This window comes from Pseudopedobacter saltans DSM 12145, assembly GCF_000190735.1.
Classification (GTDB): Bacteria; Bacteroidota; Bacteroidia; order Sphingobacteriales; family Sphingobacteriaceae; genus Pseudopedobacter; species Pseudopedobacter saltans.
Genome location: NC_015177.1, coordinates 3,131,942 through 3,150,840, shown reverse-complemented (window position 1 = coordinate 3,150,840; position 18,899 = coordinate 3,131,942). Strand labels below are relative to the sequence as shown.

Annotated in this window: 15 protein-coding genes and 1 tRNA gene; 9 read left to right on the top strand and 7 right to left on the bottom strand. The window is 36.7% G+C overall.

The window, feature by feature from the left end:
• Positions 1 to 304: 304 nt before the first annotated feature.
• Positions 305 to 3,334: a glycosyltransferase family 117 protein gene (locus tag PEDSA_RS13410; RefSeq protein WP_013633689.1), complete on the bottom strand. Its 3,030-nt coding sequence runs from the start codon at positions 3,332 to 3,334 to the stop codon at positions 305 to 307.
• 1,032 nt (positions 3,335 to 4,366) lie between these two features.
• On the opposite strand from PEDSA_RS13410, the gene metA reads away from it, so the two are divergent.
• A complete protein-coding gene (metA, locus tag PEDSA_RS13395; protein ID WP_013633687.1) occupies positions 4,367 to 5,314 on the top strand; it encodes a homoserine O-acetyltransferase MetA in 948 nt (315 codons plus the stop codon).
• A 152-nt stretch (positions 5,315 to 5,466) separates the two neighbouring features.
• Here the strand turns inward: metA and PEDSA_RS13390 are convergent, their stop codons facing one another.
• Entirely contained in the window at positions 5,467 to 6,303 is an 837-nt protein-coding gene (locus tag PEDSA_RS13390; RefSeq protein WP_013633686.1) for an AraC family transcriptional regulator, read from the bottom strand.
• 60 nt (positions 6,304 to 6,363) lie between these two features.
• Complete coding sequence (locus tag PEDSA_RS13385) at positions 6,364 to 6,966, bottom strand: YceI family protein (RefSeq protein WP_013633685.1); 603 nt, start codon at positions 6,964 to 6,966, stop codon at positions 6,364 to 6,366.
• A 262-nt stretch (positions 6,967 to 7,228) separates the two neighbouring features.
• On the opposite strand from PEDSA_RS13385, the gene PEDSA_RS13380 reads away from it, so the two are divergent.
• From PEDSA_RS13380 to PEDSA_RS13370, 3 genes are all read left to right on the top strand, one after another.
• Positions 7,229 to 7,299, top strand: a tRNA-Gln gene (locus tag PEDSA_RS13380).
• 66 nt (positions 7,300 to 7,365) lie between these two features.
• Positions 7,366 to 8,307, top strand: coding sequence for a ribose-phosphate pyrophosphokinase (locus PEDSA_RS13375; RefSeq protein ID WP_013633684.1), 942 nt, complete (start codon positions 7,366 to 7,368; stop codon positions 8,305 to 8,307).
• A gap of 18 nt (positions 8,308 to 8,325) precedes the next feature.
• Positions 8,326 to 8,916, top strand: coding sequence for a 50S ribosomal protein L25/general stress protein Ctc (locus PEDSA_RS13370; protein ID WP_013633683.1), 591 nt, complete (start codon positions 8,326 to 8,328; stop codon positions 8,914 to 8,916).
• A 589-nt stretch (positions 8,917 to 9,505) separates the two neighbouring features.
• Here the strand turns inward: PEDSA_RS13370 and PEDSA_RS13365 are convergent.
• Together PEDSA_RS13365 and recF are read right to left on the bottom strand one after the other, a co-directional pair.
• A complete protein-coding gene (locus tag PEDSA_RS13365; RefSeq protein WP_013633681.1) occupies positions 9,506 to 9,796 on the bottom strand; it encodes a DciA family protein in 291 nt (96 codons plus the stop codon).
• Positions 9,783 to 10,889, bottom strand: a complete 1,107-nt coding sequence (gene recF / locus PEDSA_RS13360; RefSeq protein ID WP_013633680.1) for a DNA replication/repair protein RecF — start codon at positions 10,887 to 10,889, stop codon at positions 9,783 to 9,785. The genes PEDSA_RS13365 and recF overlap by 14 nt, the downstream gene beginning before the upstream one ends.
• Positions 10,890 to 11,103: 214 nt before the next feature.
• Between recF and PEDSA_RS13355 the strand changes: the two genes are divergently transcribed.
• The 5 genes from PEDSA_RS13355 to prfB all read left to right on the top strand — a co-directional run bounded on the left by PEDSA_RS13355 (position 11,104) and on the right by prfB (position 14,028).
• The gene (locus PEDSA_RS13355) at positions 11,104 to 11,790 is read left to right on the top strand and encodes a tetratricopeptide repeat protein (RefSeq protein ID WP_013633679.1); all 687 of its coding nucleotides are present in this window, start codon (positions 11,104 to 11,106) and stop codon (positions 11,788 to 11,790) included.
• 69 nt (positions 11,791 to 11,859) lie between these two features.
• Positions 11,860 to 12,351, top strand: a complete 492-nt coding sequence (ribH, locus tag PEDSA_RS13350; RefSeq protein ID WP_013633678.1) for a 6,7-dimethyl-8-ribityllumazine synthase — start codon at positions 11,860 to 11,862, stop codon at positions 12,349 to 12,351.
• A 48-nt stretch (positions 12,352 to 12,399) separates the two neighbouring features.
• The gene (locus tag PEDSA_RS20525; protein WP_013633677.1) at positions 12,400 to 12,522 is read left to right on the top strand and encodes a hypothetical protein; all 123 of its coding nucleotides are present in this window, start codon (positions 12,400 to 12,402) and stop codon (positions 12,520 to 12,522) included.
• 66 nt (positions 12,523 to 12,588) lie between these two features.
• Positions 12,589 to 12,921 (top strand): bacillithiol system redox-active protein YtxJ, encoded by a 333-nt coding sequence (gene ytxJ, locus PEDSA_RS13345; RefSeq protein WP_013633676.1) that lies wholly within the window; start codon positions 12,589 to 12,591, stop codon positions 12,919 to 12,921.
• Positions 12,922 to 12,938: 17 nt separating this feature from the next.
• A protein-coding gene (prfB, locus tag PEDSA_RS13340; RefSeq protein WP_013633675.1) for a peptide chain release factor 2 occupies positions 12,939 to 14,028 on the top strand; the annotation gives its coding sequence in 2 pieces (ribosomal slippage) (positions 12,939 to 12,998 and positions 13,000 to 14,028; 1,089 coding nt in all).
• 156 nt (positions 14,029 to 14,184) lie between these two features.
• Here prfB and PEDSA_RS13335 read toward each other — a convergent pair.
• Both PEDSA_RS13335 and PEDSA_RS13330 read right to left on the bottom strand, forming a co-directional pair.
• On the bottom strand, positions 14,185 to 17,574 hold the full coding sequence (locus tag PEDSA_RS13335; protein WP_013633674.1) for a DUF1080 domain-containing protein: 3,390 nt from the start codon (positions 17,572 to 17,574) through the stop codon (positions 14,185 to 14,187).
• Between the two features lie 10 nt (positions 17,575 to 17,584).
• Entirely contained in the window at positions 17,585 to 18,850 is a 1,266-nt protein-coding gene (locus tag PEDSA_RS13330) for a Gfo/Idh/MocA family oxidoreductase (protein ID WP_041537459.1), read from the bottom strand.
• Positions 18,851 to 18,899 lie beyond the last annotated feature (49 nt).

Genomic DNA, 18,899 nt, shown 5'->3' with positions numbered 1-18,899 from the left:
ATATATGAAAAAAGTTAAGATATTTATTATATCCTAACTTTTTTATCCAGAACCTGAAATAAAGAATGTGAAATCTTATTTGTGCAAGCAGGTTAGGCCAGGCAGATTTTTTCCCTCAGGCTAAACTAACAAGAATATTAAAGGATCCTCAATGCACCCTCCTCTCAGCTGTTGCGTATGTTTTTGAACGAGTAGGAATCAAAAACCAACAACAGATATTCTCGCTAAGAAAACAAAAAACGCCAATAGGTACAATCCCTATCAGCGTTTCTCTATGTGAACTTAGCCTTCTTAGTGGCTGGAACTATCTTGAAAATCCAAACTTAGTTTCAAAAGATTTCAGTTGATCATCAACCTTTTTATGTAAAGCAGTTTCCTGATATTTTTTAGTCATCTCCTCAAACTGAGAAAGTACAAATAGTCCCAATTGAACGTCTCTTCCAGCAAGGTTTTCTTTCGTTTTGCTGATAGAATATCTGTAATTCAATTCTCCCTGAACCAAATCAGCTGTTTGCGACAATAAATCATTTGCCTCTTTCTTCATACCTAATTGATAAAGAACATCAACGATTTCGTATTTACCCAGGGCAAAATTAGAATCATAAACAGTTTTTATAGGAAGCACATCAAGGCATTTATTCATTACATTTTTGGCACTATCCAGTTTTCCTTCAGTAATTAAATTTCTGCTTAGCTCAATAAACTTGTTAACAGACAAAAATACCATTTTCGTCGATTCAGGATCTAAATAAGATGCATTCTTCATGTTACCCCAAACAAATTTATCCATCATATTGGCGTACATTGCATCGCTATCAACTTCTTCAGTTTCAGAAAGGGCACTGCTGTTTTCCAGATTATGTTTTTCTTTTGGAAGCAGGCGTAAAGCGAAGCCTTCGTTAAAAAGGTATTTATCCAAACCCATAAAGCTACTGTTCGGAACAGTGAAAGCAAAGTAAATAGGTCTTTTCCATTTGTTATGGGCAAGAATATCCAGAATAGCCAATTGCCCTTTTGTTAAATAATTTCCTGGTAAAGTCCAGTTCATTTCAGGGACAATTCTGCCAGCTTCGCTTGCCTTCATTGCACCAGATTTAATAACATCCTCTGCGTTAACAGTCAATTTAAACTGTTTTGTAGGTAAGAAGTTCTCCGATTTGCCATTCTGGTACTGAACTTTAGCTTCAGGATTATCAGAAGTAACAAATTCAAAAATATCGGCAATCTCCTGATGGCCCTGTAATTGAAAATCCTGATAGAAAAGCACATCTCTTACCCCGGAGACATAAGCAGACGGTGGAATAGTTAAATCGATAGGCTGCGAAGCGTTAAATGGTTTCCTCAACTGATTGATATACCAATCCGTATCAAATAAACTTAAATTGATAATCCTTACGTCCGGTCTGAAGTTTTCCACTTCCTGTACGTACCATAAAGGATAAGTATCATTATCTCCGTAAGTAAAAAGTATCGCATTTGGTGCACAACTGCTTAAATAGTTTTTTGCTAAATCTCTTGCGGTCGTTTTTTCAGAACGGTCATGGTCGTTCCATTCTTCCTTAGCCATTAAAACTGGAGCAGCTAAAAGGCCGATAACAGTTGCCAATGCACTGGCAGTTTTAGCATTTAAAAACTTGCCAAACCATTCTGAAATGGCAAAAACAGCCAAACCAATCCATATTGCAAAAGCGTAGAACGATCCGGCATAAGCATAATCCCGCTCTCTTGGTTGATTTGGTGTCTGGTTAAGATAAAGAACAATTGCCAAACCCGTAAAGAAGAACAGAAGCGCCACAACACCAGCATCCTTTTGGTTTCTTTTAAAATGCCAGAAAGCGCCAATTATTCCTAAAATTAATGGAAGGAAATATAACCTGTTATAGGCTTTGTTTTCTGTGATGCTTTTTGGAAGCTCACTTTGGCTGCCCAGACGCATAGCATCAATAGGTTTGATCCCACTAATCCAATTTCCTTTTGTGTACTCGCCATATCCTTGCTCGTCATTTTGTCTTCCGGCAAAATTCCAAAGGAAGTAACGCATATACATAAAACCTACCTGATAAGTTCCAAAGAAACCAAGGTTTTGCGCAAAAGTAGGACTTTGAGATTCTGTCATATCCATCCAATCCCTGTAAACTGCTATATGACCTCTGTCATCGCTGTACATTCTTGGAAATAACGTGTTTCTATCATATATGTATGAAGTTCTTTTGCCTGCAACTTCATATTTATGTTCCCCTTTTCTGTAAATAGTAGAGGTTTCTTTAGAGTCTATAACTTTACTGTCAAAGTACTGTCCATAAGCTAATGGCCTGTCTCCGTACTGCTCGCGGTTAAGATAACTTAATAAAGCAAAGGCATTGTCCGGATCGCTGTTATTTAAAGTAGGATTTGCTTTTGCTCTGATGACAATCATGGCAAAAGAACTGTATCCGAAAATGATAAATACAAATGATAACATAGCCAGATTAAGTACAGGCTTGTTTTTACGTATAGAATATAAGATTAGCCAGATTGATAAACCTACTACCAATAGTGCAAAGAAAATAACGCCACTTCCGAAGCCCAGGCCTATCGTGTTAACAAAGAATAAATCAAAGTAAGCTCCAAATTTTACAAGGTACTGTATAATACCGTATTGGATAACTCCCAGAATTATAATTCCAATAATTAGGGCTGTTATAGTTCCCTTAGAGGTAGCTTTTTCTGTTCTGCGGAAATAATAGATCAACGCAATTGCCGGAATAGCCAATAAATTCAGTAAGTGAACCCCAATCGAAAGTCCCATTACATAGGCAATAAAAAGAAGCCATTTGTCGGCGTTCGGCTCATCTGCATGAGCATCCCATTTCAAAATAGCCCAAAATACAATTGCTGTTAACAAAGATGACATGGCGTAAACCTCGGCCTCAACAGCAGAAAACCAAAAAGTATCAGAAAAAGCATAAGCTAAAGCACCTACCAAACCAGCACCAATAATGGTGATAACTTGTGTTGTATTAGGCTCACCTTTGTAACCGGTAGCCACTTTTCTGCCCAGCGCAGTAATGGACCAAAACAAGAACATAATGGTAGCACCACTGGAAAGCGCCGAACTTACATTCACCCAGTAAGCAACTTTAGTTTCATTTGCCGCAAATAGACTAAATAGCTTGCCTATCATCAAAAACAAAGGCGCCCCCGGTTGATGAACAATTTGAAGTTTATAGGCGGCAGAAATAAATTCGCCGCAATCCCAATAACTTGCCGTAGGTTCCAGAGTTAAAATATAAACTAAGCTTGCAATTAGAAATGTAAGCCAACCAAATAAGTTGTTAATTTTTTTATAGGTCATTTCTTTGTTATATTCTATATATCTGCCGAAAATAAATATTTGGAATGAATATATAAGTACTTTAACAAATTATTAACCGTTTTTATTAATCTGTTTTTAAATGTTGGAGATTAAAGCATCTGTCTTTCAAACATTTTTGTTTTAATGTGTTTTTAATTAAATTAGCTTTCCTCCAAATAACTGAGAATATTTATTACAGTACCTCTTGTAAAGCTCTTCTCCAAAAGTCCATAAAACTCCACTAAAGTCCGTGAAAGTCCATGAAACTCCGTTGATGTTTCGACTCCGCTCCGTACCTGCTAGCACCCTGGTTCGTACCTGCTTCGACAATCATCGCACTAATCTTCGACAATTCTTCAATAATTCTTCGAGGGACATTCGGCGGCTGCCGAAGTGCACCCGAAGCACACCCGAACAATTCTGGAAGGAAGGTTGAAGTTGGTATTAAGTATTCTGGCGTTTGTCTTATACGTAGGAAGGTTGCACTATGATGATAAATTAACTTAATAGCTTGGAACATGTCGAATAGTTGCTTTTCTATTAAGGTTACTGATTAGGTTTACAGAATATCCTCCTTCATTAACTAATTCTCTTTCCTTGTCTTATTGATCCATAAATAGACGGCGTAAACTACAGTAATAAGAAACACCACGATAATTAATGTCTTATACTGCCAAATGAAGCTATGGAAATAAGCTCCCACCAATACATATGCGCAAGCGATACAAAGTTTTAATGGGACGAGCTCTGCATTGGTCCACGTTGTTTTAAGTTTAAAGAAGTTCATGGTTCTTAGAATAAGTTCAGTAATAAATTTACAAAAATTTGCTGTTTATCGGGTGATTAGTCGTTTGTTATAAATTGCTGTTTTAATATCTGTGAATACGGAGAATTGTTGAAGATAAGTCATATCTCGGCTTTTTAATAAACCCAAAGGTTTGATGGCTCATTACAAACGATTTTCGTTTTCAACTTCCAATATATTCTTTTTATTTTTGAGCAAAATTTAGCAGGACAAGGGGGAAATAGTATATGCCAGTAAAAATACCGAATAATCTGCCAGCGATAGAGCTTCTGAAAAAAGAAAACATTTTTGTGATGAACGACCTAAGGGCAAACACTCAGGACATTCGTCCAATGCGTGTATTGATCCTGAACCTGATGCCTATAAAGATAACGACGGAGACTGATTTTGTGCGTTTACTTTCTAATAATCCGTTGCAGGTAGAGGTGGAGTTTTTGAGACTGGATTCTCATAAATCCAAAAATACGTCTGAAGAGCATTTGGAATTGTTTTACAAGAGCTTCGACGAGATTAAAGGGAATTTTTATGATGGTATGATTATTACCGGTGCGCCCGTAGAAATGTTGAAGTTCGAAGAGGTAAACTATTGGAACGAGATTACGACTATATTTGACTGGGCCAGAAAACATGTTACGTCCACTTTATATATTTGTTGGGCTTCGCAGGCTGCATTGTATCATTTCTATGGTGTAGAGAAAGTGCCTTTGGATGATAAATTGTTTGGTGTTTTTAAGCATACTGCGACAGATAAGACAAACCCTTTATTTAGGGGCTTTGATGATGAATTCTTTATTCCACATAGCAGACATACCACTTTCTTTAAGTCTGATGTAGAAAATAAAGCGGATATTACTGTGCTTTCTGAATCTAAAGAAGCCGGAGTTGCTATTGCATCTTCGAGAGGAGGCAGGGAGTTTTATCTGACCGGACATTCGGAATATGCACCTCTTACATTACACGATGAATATATGAGAGATGTGAACAGAGGACTTGAAATTGATGTTCCACGAAATTATTATGTGGATAACGATCCTAAAAAAGGGCCTTTGGTCTGCTGGACAAGCCATGCAAACTTATTATTCAATAACTGGCTTAACTATTTTGTATATCAGGAGACTCCGTATGATTTACGTGATGTAGAACATTTGGGAGATATAAAAGCTAGTAATGATTAGTGGGGAGTAAGTAGCCAGTATTTAGTGTCAAGACTGGGTGGACTAGTTCATCAGTAAACTTAATTTTAATATTGCCTTAGGATTTCTGTTTTGTTCATTTAACATTAAAAACTTGACGACGGCATCCCTTTGGGAAAACATTCCATATTGTTTTAGCTATAGAAACATTTTCCGTGGGTTACTACAAGCTCTTTTTGTGGTTTGTTCTTTAATTTGGAAGGTAATAGGCCGGTTAATTGACTGAAGTCTTTAGAGAAATGGGCGGGATCGTAGTAACCTAATTCATAAGCGAGATTACTAAGAGATGTTTCTGGTTTATTGCAAAGCAAAGTCAGGGCAGTATTCATCCTGATAGACCGGCTGATGTCTTTGGGCTTTAGTCCTACATGAGACTTAAAAATTCGTTCCAACTGTCTGCCGCTGATACCTAATTTTTGTTCCAGATGCTGTAATTTGTAACTACCATTATTACGGTATAATTGCTGTAATGTATAATCTATATAAGTAGCCTGGAGGTTTGAGGGACTTAATCTTTTGATGAAAAATTTATTCAATAGTTCTGCTCTTTCATTATCGGAATCTGCGTCATGCAACTGTTCTAACAAGAAATCGGTATGATATCCCCATAGGTTTTCTAAAGGAATACAAGGGTTATTTGTTAATTCGGATAAGTTGATGTGTATAAGCTGTTGCGCTCCCGCAGGTTTGAACTGTATTTTAACTAAACGGGTATGTCCCGAAAAGCTTAGCCATAAGGGTTTGGTTAACTGACCTACAATAAAGGAACGGGGAGTAGATATTAAGGGAGAATCTCCATGGTCGCTATAACCATGGAGATCTCCATATAAAAATAGTGCTGAAATCTGGCCGAAGGGGATAAGTCTCCAGATCGAGTCGATATGTTTATTGTTTGACCAGTCTATATCTACAAACATATAGTTGTCAATACAATTATTAAGCAAAGGACATGGGTCGATCTGTTTTACCATTGTAATTATTATATATTCAACCAATTAGAGTGCAAGATATTGAAAATATTACATTCACTTTCAGTCTTTTTTTGCACTGTGTATATCTAAGGTGATTTCTATTTCCGGTAATATATACAGCTTTTCATTAGGATCATTAAAACTTTCCATTCCCCATTTTAAACGATTGAACGTAAAATTTGCAGTGGTTTTTAAACTGTCATTGCTAAATTCAATTTTTGCAGGAAAACTTAATTCGTGAGTTTGTCCTATCAGAGTGAAGTCTCCTGTTATATTATAATTTAGGTGATCGTTTTCAGATACAGGTGTTACTTTGGTTATTTTGAATTTTGCATAGGGATGTAGAGCCAAATTAAAAAAGTCGGGACTCGAAAGATGTGAAATCAGTTCCTGATTTGGCCCTTCAGGTAGATCGGTATTGGTAATACTGCTAATAGGAAAAGTAAATTCTCCATTGGTTACGGCATCGTTTTCAGTAGAAATATCCCCTTCTACGTTGAATGTTCCAATGTGATAATGCGTAGGGGCAGAGCCCTTCCACTTGATTGATGATTTTTCTGAATTGACAGCATAATTGCTTTTGGTAGTTTCTTTGTTTTCCTTACAGGCGTTAAATAACATCGTTAACACTAAGGCTGCTGTAATAGTTCTAATTGTGTACATTGTTTCTTAATTTTCAGCAGCAATATTCGGTTTTATAAGTTTAGATGATTTGTAAAAAACCGACCTGTTGTATTTGTATTGGAAAAATGAGCCTTTTTTAGTGCTTTAGAAAGCAATTTGTTGATGGGATTTTGGTGATAAACAAATATTCTGCTTGATAATTAGGGAGTTATTTTTTTTGTTAAAAAACATTTGCATCATTTTATAAATGCTCTTATATTTGCATTCCATTTCGGAAACATTGATACAAAGAAAAGGAAACTGCCCGATAGTATAAAGGTAGTACGACAGATTTTGGTTCTGTTTGTCTAGGTTCGAATCCTGGTCGGGCAACAATGTAAAACTCGGATTGTGAAATAACGCAATCCGAATTTTTTTTAAATATACTCGAGAAGGCTAATGGCTTCACAATTTAATCCGGTAAAAATTTTCGCTGGTACGGCAACGAAAGAGCTTGCACAAAAAATCGCAGGATTTTATGGCAGCGACTTAGGCGAAGTGACTTTGTCCCGCTTTTCTGACGGAGAAATTCAACCTGGTTTTAATGAATCAGTTAGAGGATGTGATGTTTATCTTATTCAGTCAACATCTCAGCCGAACGACAATCTTTTTGAATTGCTGATGATGATTGACGCAGCAAAAAGAGCTTCTGCAAATACTGTTAATGTGGTAATCCCTTACTTTGGATATGCCAGACAGGATAGGAAAGACAGACCAAGGGTAACTATCGGTGCTAAATTGGTGGCCAATCTTTTAACTGCTGCGGGAGCAAGCCGTGTAATGACAATGGATTTGCATGCCGCTCAGATTCAGGGCTTTTTTGATATTCCGGTAGATCACCTGGATGCATCAGTAATATTTGTGCCTTATATCAAAAGTTTAAACCTTACGGATTTGACTATTGCTTCTCCGGATATGGGAGGATCATACAGAGCAAGAACCTTTGCCAAATTCTTCAATGCGGAAGTGGTTATTTGTGATAAGAGAAGAAAAAGAGCGAATGAAATTGAAGCAATGTCTATCATTGGAGATGTAAATGATTTAGATATTGTTTTAATAGATGATATATGCGACACTGCGGGCACATTGTCTAAAGCAGCAAGCTTAATTATGGAGAAAGGGGCGAGAAGCGTAAGAGCGGTTTGTACACATGCCGTGCTTTCGGGGAAGGCTTATGAAACAATCGAGAATTCTGCATTAACAGAGCTGATTGTTACAGATACTATTGCTCCAAGAATTCAAAGTGAAAAAATTAAAGTGTTGTCCACGGCCGAGCTTTTTGCAAATGCAATAAAGAGTGTAAATCAACACAGTTCTATAAGTGCACTTTTTAAAGTTTAATCAATAAATATAACAAAAATGAAAACTATCGCTATTAGCGGTTCTTCAAGAGAGAACGTAGGGAAACGCGACGCAAAGGAACTTCGTTACGACGGTAAAGTTCCTGCGGTTTTGTATGGTGGAAAAGAGCAAATTCACTTTGCGGTTGATGCACCTGCATTAAGAGACTTAGTATACTCTGCAGACGTACACTTTGCTGAATTGGAAGTAAATGGTAGCAAATACAAAGCTATTTTACAAGATATTCAATTTCATCCATTGACTGAGAAAATCTTACACGTAGATTTCTTGCAATTGTTCGATGATAAAAAAATCACAATGGAAATTCCGGTTAAATTAACTGGTACATCTCCAGGTGTTAAAGTGGGTGGTAAATTAGTTCAAAAATTACGTAAATTAAAAGTTAATGCTTTACCAAAAGATATGCCTCAATACGTAGAAGTATCTTTAGAGCCTTTAGAGGTTGGTAAATCAACTCGTGTACGTGATTTGAAACCAGAAGGTTATTTAATCACAAACGTAGGTGAAGATACTATCGTTTCTGTAATCATGTCCAGAGCATTGAAACAAGCAGAACAACAAGCTGCAAAAGACGGTAAAAAGAAATAAGTAATTTTAACGTCTTAAAAGAAAAGGCAGGTTCACTTCAGTTTGGACCTGCCTTTTTTTGTTGATGAGATGATTGAAGATTAGGGAATAAAGATTTGTCTTGGAGATGCTGAATCCAGTTTCCAGTTTTTCTACAAAGAGTTTCTTCGTCTATCCACTTTAAACTTCAATTATCTAGTACCAAGGTAATCAGATTTGGTGAAATTAAAGATGAAGGATAGCTACATGTCTTAGATATGCTGAATAGGGTTTTCTTCCACCTCCAAAGAATTTCTTCGGGATGGCGTGACAATGGCTTTAAAAGATATTGAATGGATTATTAGTCAACTTAGGATATAGTCCCCGGCTCATGAAAATTCGTATATCCATTTTAAACTTTTAACTTTCTACTTCAAATTTTAACAATATGCGTATTTGGAATACCAGGTTTTTGATTTTCTTTATGGCAATCGCTATAGCAATAACGCTTTATGGTCTGTTTGTGAAAAAAGAAATGTTAAATGAAGTATTTGCTGCAAGAGTTTTTTTTACAAGTTGTATAACGACACTGATCTATTTTATCGTACTAAGGAGGAATGAGAAGAAATCTCTATAAAAAAACAATTTCTTCAACAACTATGGCTCCAGCTTTTTCATTTAAGCTTTGCAAAATCTGCGATCTCATTATAACCAACTGATTTTTAACAACAGAAGATTCTATACGTACAAATAACTTTTTGTTAGAAATGTAAATTTCCTTGGTTCTGTTAGCAACGGCTTTACCGACAACTTCCTCCCATGAGCTAACTGCAAAAGTTTCGTCATACTTGTTTTTTAATTTATAGGCTTTCAGCATTTGCTCTAAAGCCTCTTTTAAAGTTTTGTCGTTAGTCCTGCTCATGTTTTACCTGTTGGTTGTTAATATGAAACAAATTTAGGGCTACGCTTATGTCATTAAAGACCCGCTTTAGCCTTTCGGGGTTGGTGTCTGTAATAAAGATCTGACCAAAGTCGTCCTCTGATACCATTTTCATTAATTTGGTGATTCTTTTGTCATCTAACTTGTCAAAGATATCATCCAATAATAATAGAGGTTTAAAGCCCTTTTCCTGATACAAAAAGCTGTATTTGGCAAGTTTAAGTGCAATTAAGAACGATTTTTGCTGGCCTTGAGAACCAAATTTCTTCAAAGGCATTTCATGTACGCTAAAAATCAATTCGTCTTTATGAATACCCGTTGTTGTACGCTGTAATATTCTGTCTTTTTCAATGGATTTCTGCAATAGTTCCTGAAAATCTCCGGATTGTAAAGGAGAATCATAAATTAACTCCACTTTTTCAGCATCGTCTGTCAAATAAGAATAATGCTGATTGAAAATTGGGACAAAACGTTCCATAAAAGCAGCCCTTTTTTCGAAAATAATCCTCCCGGAGTTTACCAGTTGTTCGTCCAGAATTTCCAGAAGATAAGGATCGTATTTTCCTGTTTCGGCAATGTTTTTTAACAGGCTATTTCTGTTAAGCAGATTTTTGTTGTAGATAATAAGTTCATCCAGGTACTTCGGATCTGTTTGGGAAATGACATTGTCTATAAATTTACGACGTTCCTCGCTGCCATCCAAAATAAGGGAAACATCATTTGGTGAGATCATAACTAAAGGGAATAATCCTATGTGGTCTGCCAGCCGCTGGTATTCTTTTTTGTTTCTTTTGAACTGCTTTTTCTGATTTCGTTTAACTCCGCAGGCTACAATTTCTTCTGTGTTCTTATCGAATACTCCTTGTATCATAAAGAAATCCTGCTCTTGCTTAATCTGCTGGCTGTCTATAGGATTGAAATAACTTTTGCATAATGCTAAATAATGAATAGCATCTAAAAGGTTCGTTTTTCCTGCTCCGTTATCGCCAGAAAAAGCATTCGCACCTTCAGAAAATGAAAGTTCTGCCTCGTCATAATTCTTGAAATTGATTAAAGAGAGATTCTTAAGGTACATCTTATGCAAATTTAATAAGATAAAATGAGCTTTATCAGGCTATTTGAGATTATTCTTTCAATGCTTTTTCGTAATTTAGAAGCTAAATAATCTTTATTAAACGAAATAGGGTATATGTCTTGTACTATATTCTGTTATATTACAATAAATTAATTGCAAAAAGGTTGTTGTTTTTAAGTAAAACACTATTTTTGCAATCCTTAATAATAGTGAAATGTCGAATACACAAACCGAGCAAACAACAAAGATAGGAACGCCAAGTTTAGGCAGTACAGGAAATTTTATTCAAGAGAACCGTAAAAGCTTATTGGTAATAGGTGGAACTATCGTTGGATTAATCTTGTTATTCTTCGCTTATCAAAAATTTTATTTGGCTCCAAGGGAAACGGAAGCGGTAGACCAAATGTACAAAGCGCAACAATATTGGGAAGCAAAAGAATGGGATAAAGCCATAAAAGGTGATGGTAATTTCCCGGGTTTTGAAAAAATCATTGCTGACTACGCAAATACAAAATCAGCTAACTTGGCTTATTATTACTTAGGTATAGCTTATTTAAATAAAGGCGAATTCCAAAAAGCAGCTGATAACCTGGTTAATTACAGCGGTTCGGATGCTGTTATTGCTCCTTTAGCTTTGGGAAGTGCGGGTGATGCTTATACGGAGTTGAAACAGTATGATGATGCTATCAACTATTATAAAAAAGCAATTTCTAAGGGAAATAATCTTTTTGCAGCTCCAATTTATCTGAAGAAATTAGGGTTGGTTTACGAAGAGCAAAAAGATTTTAAATCAGCTTTGGATTCATACAAAAAAATCAAAGAAGATTATCCTCAAAGCCCTGTTGCTTCTAACATTGATATGTATATAGCAAGAGCGGAAGGTAAACAAGAAAGTAAATAGATTTTAAAAATTAATGAATAAAAGAAAGGTTAACTATATCATAGTTAGCCTTTTTTACAATATACAAGCATGGCAAGTCATCTAAAAAATCTGTCTGATTTTTCTCATACCACAGTACCTACAGCAGGGCCGTATAAATTCGGTATAGTTGTAGCAGCATGGAATGCAGAAGTTACAGGTAAGCTATATAATGGAGCTTATGAGTCGTTACTTAAATACGGTACAAGAGAGGAAAATATCATTTCTGTTGAGGTAGCTGGTAGTTACGAACTTATTGCAGCAGCAGATATACTGTTAACTAGTAAAGAGTTGGATGCAGTGATTTGTTTAGGCTGCGTGATTCAGGGCGAAACCCGCCATTTTGACTTTATTTGTGATGCGGTAGGTCATGGTTTAGCAAATGTGGGATTAAAACATACCAAGCCTGTCATTTTTGGCGTTTTAACAACAGATAATCAAGAACAGGCATTAGATCGAGCTGGCGGTAAGCATGGGAATAAAGGAGATGAGGCTGCTATCACAGCGATTAAGATGGCGGATATGGCATCTAAATTGAAATAGTACAGTAACTATTATATATAAAATTGTTACTTTTATAAAAAATAGAATATGAGAAAATTTGTTCTTATAGCATTAATCTCTGTAATTGGATTGTCTATGTTACAATCCTGCTCTTCTTCTAAGCTGTGTCCGGCATACAGCTCTTATCCTGAAGCCAGAGCCAGAAGATAAAGCAACAACGCCCTTATGATATGAGATTTTAAGGATTTTGATCTCATTTTGAGGAAAGGTATACCTATGAATTGGATAGATTTAACAGAAGAATTACAGATACAGGAACTTAAAATAAAAAAAGGTCGTTCCATTATTTTCAAACATAGCACCCGTTGCTCTATTAGTCTGATGGCGAAGAAGAGAGTGGAAATGGACGAAGATATTTTAACAGATGATGTAGATTGCTACTTTTTAGATTTGTTAAATTATAGAAATATATCCAATCTAATTGCTGATACCTTTCAGGTTCATCACGAATCCCCTCAACTTTTAGCCATTAAAGACGGAGAGTGTGTCCTTGACCAGTCTCATGGAGAGATATCTGTAGAGGAGGCTTTAGCAGAGTTAGACAGATAGTTGAATCAACAAAAAACATGACCAAAGAACAATTACAGGATTTAAGAGACAGAATAACGTCTCTGAGGAGGCATCTTTGACATTGATGCCAAGTTAATCGAATTGCATCGCGAAGAGGCGATGACATTAGAACCTACCTTTTGGGATAATCCCAAAGAAGCCGAAAAAATACTTCATACAATAAAAATCAGGAAAAGCTGGACAGAGGCATATAGTAATGCCAATGCAGCTGTAGAGGATCTTGCTGTGATGTACGAATTTTATCAATCGGGAGATGCCACAGCCGATGAAGTTGATGAAGCTTATGCCTATGCACAGAAAATGCTTGAAGAGCTGGAGTTTAAAAACATGCTCTCAGCAGAGGAAGATCAATTGAATGCGGTGTTGCAAATTACTGCAGGAGCTGGCGGCACCGAAAGCTGCGATTGGGCAAGTATGCTAATGCGAATGTATATCATGTGGGGTGAAAAGCATGGTTGTAAGGTAATAGAACAGGATTCTCAGGAAGGAGATGTTGCCGGAATAAAATCCGTTACCCTTCAATTTGAAGGTGATTTTGCTTATGGTCATCTTAAGGGAGAAAATGGTGTGCATCGTTTGGTAAGGATATCCCCTTTTGATTCCAATGCTAAAAGGCACACTTCTTTCGCGTCGGTGTATGTGTATCCCTTGATTGATGATAATATAGATATCCAGGTTAATCCTGCGGATCTTGAGTTTGAAACTTTCAGATCCGGAGGTGCAGGCGGACAGAACGTAAATAAAGTAGAAACAGCAGTGCGTTTGTATCATAAACCTACCGGAATTATTATTAAAAATCAAGAGTCGAGGTCTCAGCTTCAGAATAAGGAAAATGCTATTCGCTTGTTAAAGTCGCAATTGTATGAGATTGAGATGCGGAAGCGGAGAGAAAAAAGTGCAGCCATTGAGAGTGACAAGAAAAAAATAGAGTGGGGATCTCAGATCAGAAACTATGTTCTTCATCCTTATAAATTAATTAAAGATAACCGTACAGATTACGAAACGTCAAATGTACAGGATGTTCTGGATGGTGATTTGGATGAATTTATAAAAGCGTACCTCATGGAGTACGGGGGAAATAGTTAGTTTTTAACGATAAAGTACGCAAAAGAAAATTATAAAGATCGTAAGGTTCTAAAGATCAACTGCTTTATTGCGTATATAGATGTTTGAGGTAATCCCTCAAAACCGGCGGATGAAAAGAAAAACTCCCGATAAATTAGCTTATCGGGAGTTTTTAGTTTATAGTTTTTTCACTCTTATGTTTCTGAAGAAAACTTCTGTTCCATGACCCAGGAAGGCAATGTGCCCACTTGTTCTTTCTAGTCCAGGATGTGATTTTCCATCTAAAGTACCATTCTTGCTGGCTTCTTTAATATCAGCATCAACAATTACGGTGCCGTTGAGTATTACTTTAACTCTGTTTCCTTTTACTTGTATTTCTTCCTGGTTCCACTCGCCCATAGGTTTTAGGTAGCCTTTTTTCGCTGTTACAACTCCATAAACAGAGCCATGATATTGGTAAGGTTTAAGATTTTTGTAAATCTCGGCAGAATCATCTAAAACTTGAATTTCCGAACCTAAATAAGCTGCATCCCCCTGTAAAGGTGCTCTTATTCCTATTCCGTTATTAGCACCAGGCGTCAATTTAAACTCAAACCGGTAAACAAAGTCTGCAAACTCTTCTTTTGTATAAAGATTGCCACCAAATTTAGAACTTGGGTCTACCCATAAATGGCCATTTTCGTTAATACTGTATCCATTAGCGGGAATCCACGCATCTAAGCTAGAACCATCGAAAAGCATTTTAAAGCCTTCTTTTGCTTCCTGTTCACTTAATTGAAAGATTTCCTTTCTTGGTAATTCGTTAATAAAAATATCTCGATAATATACTTTGGTTCCATGAGCCTGTAGTTCTATTTGTTCTTTAGGAAAAATAGGCTGTTTTCTGTCCCAGTAATTTTCAAGAACCACATTATCTGTTACCAGATCGCCATTTAAATGAACGGTAACTTTATCATCAACCATCCTGATTTTAAAGGTATTCCACTCCCCTAATTTATTATCGCTAACTTTTAAAGGCTTTGCAGGATGTGTTTTATTGTTATAGAGTCCGCCAGAGCCAACTTGAGCACCAACTTTTACACGAGAAGTGTCCCAAATCTGTACTTGCGGAGTTCCTCTTAAATATACACCGGCATCACCTTCTTTTCCATCTTTATCCAATTTCCAGTCTACAAGCATTTCAATATCACCATACTCTTTAATAGTGGCTATATTATCTCCTTTGCCTGTAAATACCAATGTTCCGTTCTCTACAATCCATCCTTCTCTCATAATCTGGTCTGCCTTTACCTGTGCTTCAGCTAATTCTTTAGGAGTCATTTTTTGCCTTTTGAGAGGATTTGCTACCAGACCTTTCCATCCGGTTAGATCCTGACCGTTAAATACGGAAACATAACCTTCCACATCAGACATTTTTGCTAAATGTTTCCTGACAGCTTCTTTTAAATAGGAAGTCTCACTACCTGACAGATTACTTAGAACATTATTTAATATCTCCTTTACTTTTACACCCTGGTATTGGGGATTGTCTAAAGCAATATCCATGGCTACAGGTGTTGCAGTTTTTGCATAAGCAGGATTTTTTATTAAATCACCTACGAATACCAAAGATTGATAAGTTGGGGCCTGTGCAAAAGATTTGATCACAGCTGTTCGCTGAGCATCCGTTTTAGCAATTTCAAATGCATCTTTCAAGTACAACGTTTTTTGATCAGCGTTTTTCTCCGATAAGCTTATTTGACGTATTAATCCCTTAAATATTGAATCGAAATTTTTGTTCTCTTTTCTGGCTAATTGAAATAATTGTTCTAAAGCTTCGCTATCGTTCCATGCGGATAATGCCATTATAGCAGCATCTTTTGTTCCGGAATTAGTTGATTGAAGGTATGGTTGTACAGATTTTAAACTTTCTGTACCTCCAACTTTTGCAAAAACCGGCAGGTATTTAATGGCTATAGATTCATTTTTTGAAGCGATTTCTTTAGATAGCGTTTTTATTTCTGACTCTGGTTGAGTACTGGTATTAATCGCTTGTACGAGAGCATCCTGAAGATATGTAATCTCTGGTTTGTTTGCTCTATCAAGCCTTTCAACAATTACTTTAATATTGTCTGGTATCGCCACAGAGGCAAATGTTTTATAAGCCGCATCTTTTACTTTCTGATTGGGACTGTCTAACAACGGTAAAACAAATTTTGCTGAGGTTCCATTGTTTCTTTGTGCAATAACATCCAGTAATTCAACTTGTACATTTTCTGGTGCTTTTGGCAAAGCGGCATTAATCTCATTTATTAAGTTTGCAGATTTGGAAGTTAATAAAATGGCCTTGATAGCCTTGTTTGTTTCCAGATCGGGACCTAATTGTTTAATCAGAAATTTGCCTGATTGAGCTTTATCGAGTGTATTTAAAGTTGTTAAAGCAGTAATTTTAGATTGTCCGCTTAATTTGCTCTTAGCTAGTTTTTCTATTTTTTTGTAATTAGCAGAATTACCCGATTGACCTATGTTTCTTAATATCGCTTCCTGAACCTCTGGTTTAGATTTAGAAATTAAGCTAATTAACTTGATACTGCCATTGTTTCCCCAGTTTTCATTAATCAAAGAAAGTGCGGTATTTCTGTACAAAGCACTATTGTCTTCCTGTACGATTTTAAAAAGTGTGTTTTTATAACTTTCGGGGTTCTTTTTTGCGAGGATCTTTAGTGCTGCGCTCTTATAATTAGGTGCAACATTAGGCTGATTATAAACAATTGTAGCCAGATTAACAGCAGCATCTGCTTGATTGTTGCTGATTAATGATTGTGCATATTTCAGCGCTAATCCCATTTCGTCAATAGAACTATACGCATAATTGGCGGCTTTTATCTTGCTTTCGAATATTTGTGCTGAGCCCGGTTGTGCGATTTGGCTCAAAGCATTTAAAGCTGTTTTTTGGAAATCAACAGAACTGTATTTCGGTAGTAAATTAATAATTGCCTGTTCTCCCTTCTGAGATTTTAAAGCACCTAAAGCGGTTGCAATAGCAATAGCAGATTTTTCATTAGAAGGGTTCTTCAATGCATTTACCAATACCGATTCTGCTTTTGCAGATCCTATACTGGTTAAAGCTCTGCCAGCTTTCTCTGCCAGAAACTCATCATTCAAATATTTTGAAACGGCTTCTACAGCTTCGTCTTTTCCACAGTTTTGAATCAGCTGCAAGACATATCCCTGTAGGTTTTTATCTTTTATTTTATTTAAGCTCTCAATTAGTCCTGATACAAAAGTTAGCCGGTCTTGTTCTTGTCCGTTTTTTTGAACATAAAATGAATAGCTATTGGTAAGATATTCGATTTCCGGATTTCTTCCGCCTCCCTGAGGTCTTAATTGTGAAAGTAATGTAGCAATTTCAGAAGCAGAAAAACCTTTTAATTCCTGCATAGCGTCAAGAAATTTTCCTTTTTCTGCAGCAGGTTGTAAAGCCAGAACATCAGCAATCTTTGTATCCGTGGTTCTGCCTTTCGGTAATTGACCGTACAATACGGTATGAAATAATAAAAGGACGTATAAAATATTAAGTTTTTTCATTTCTTTTTGGTTATATAGACCATGGGCCTCTCATAGGTTGCGAAATTAGTCTGTTTGCAGCATCGTCATTAACAAATCGTTGCGTTGCAGAGTCAAAGCGAAGAGATCTGTTCAGTCTAAGGGCAATTGCTCCCAGATTAACCAGGGTTGCCGAACGGTGCCCGTTGATTTCATTTAATGCGAACTTCTCTCTGGTACGTACAGATTGTAAGAAGTCTGTAACCTGCATTTCCGGATCTGGATATTGAGCCAGCTTTTGCTCAACATTCGGTATGTCACAAACAAAACCTTTGTAAAGTTTTCCGGAAGGACCTTCGATAAAAGCTTTACCAACGTCTTTACCTTCTCCATCTAAAATAATCTGACAACCATCTGCATAGGTATAAGTTATTCTCCTCCAGGTACCCACTGCATCGGGATGTTGCTGAGGTGCATCAACGTCAACAGAAACTGGGCTCTCATTGTCTTTTCCTAAAATATACTGAACGGGGTCTAAATAGTGTTGTCCCATATCTCCCAAGCCGCCTCCATCATAATCCCAATACCCTCTGAAAGTAGTATGTACCCTGTGCTCGCTATAAGGTTTATATGGCGCAGGGCCTAGCCACATGTCATAATCCAATTCTTTTGGAACTTGCTGTTTTGGAAGATTTTCTCTTCCAACCCAATAGAATTTCCAGTTAAATCCGGTATGTTGGCTAATGGTTACTTTTAAAGGCCATCCCAGCATTCCTGTATCCACTAATTTTTTAATCTTTTTTACAGGTACGTTCATGCCATAGAAATTGGCATCAAACCTAAACCATGTATTCAGTCTAAACATGTTTCCATGCTGTTTAACTGCTTCCACTACTTTTTCTCCTTCACCAATGGTTCTGGTCATCGGCTTTTCGCACCAGATGTCTTTGCCTGCTCTTGCTGCTTCCACAGACATAACGCCATGCCAGTGAGGAGGTGTTGCAATATGTACAATATCTACTTCCGGTGATTTAATCAAGTCTCTAAAATCATGGTATTCTTTTATACCTCCACCTAGAGCTTGTTGTGCTATAGCCAGATGCCTGGAATCGACGTCGCAAATAGCAACAGTTTTGGTTCCTGCATATTTGAAGTGCCCTCTGCCCATAGATCCTACACCAATAACACCTTTGGTCAGGTGATCACTTGGAGCCAGATAACCTTTTCCAAGTACGAAACGGGGAACAATGGTAAAGGAGGCAATCCCAATTGCAGATTTTTTGATAAACTCTCGTCTCGAGTTATTCTTACTTTCCATTTTTACATTTTTGTTGTTAATATTTTGAATAGGTTTAGTCGATTTATTT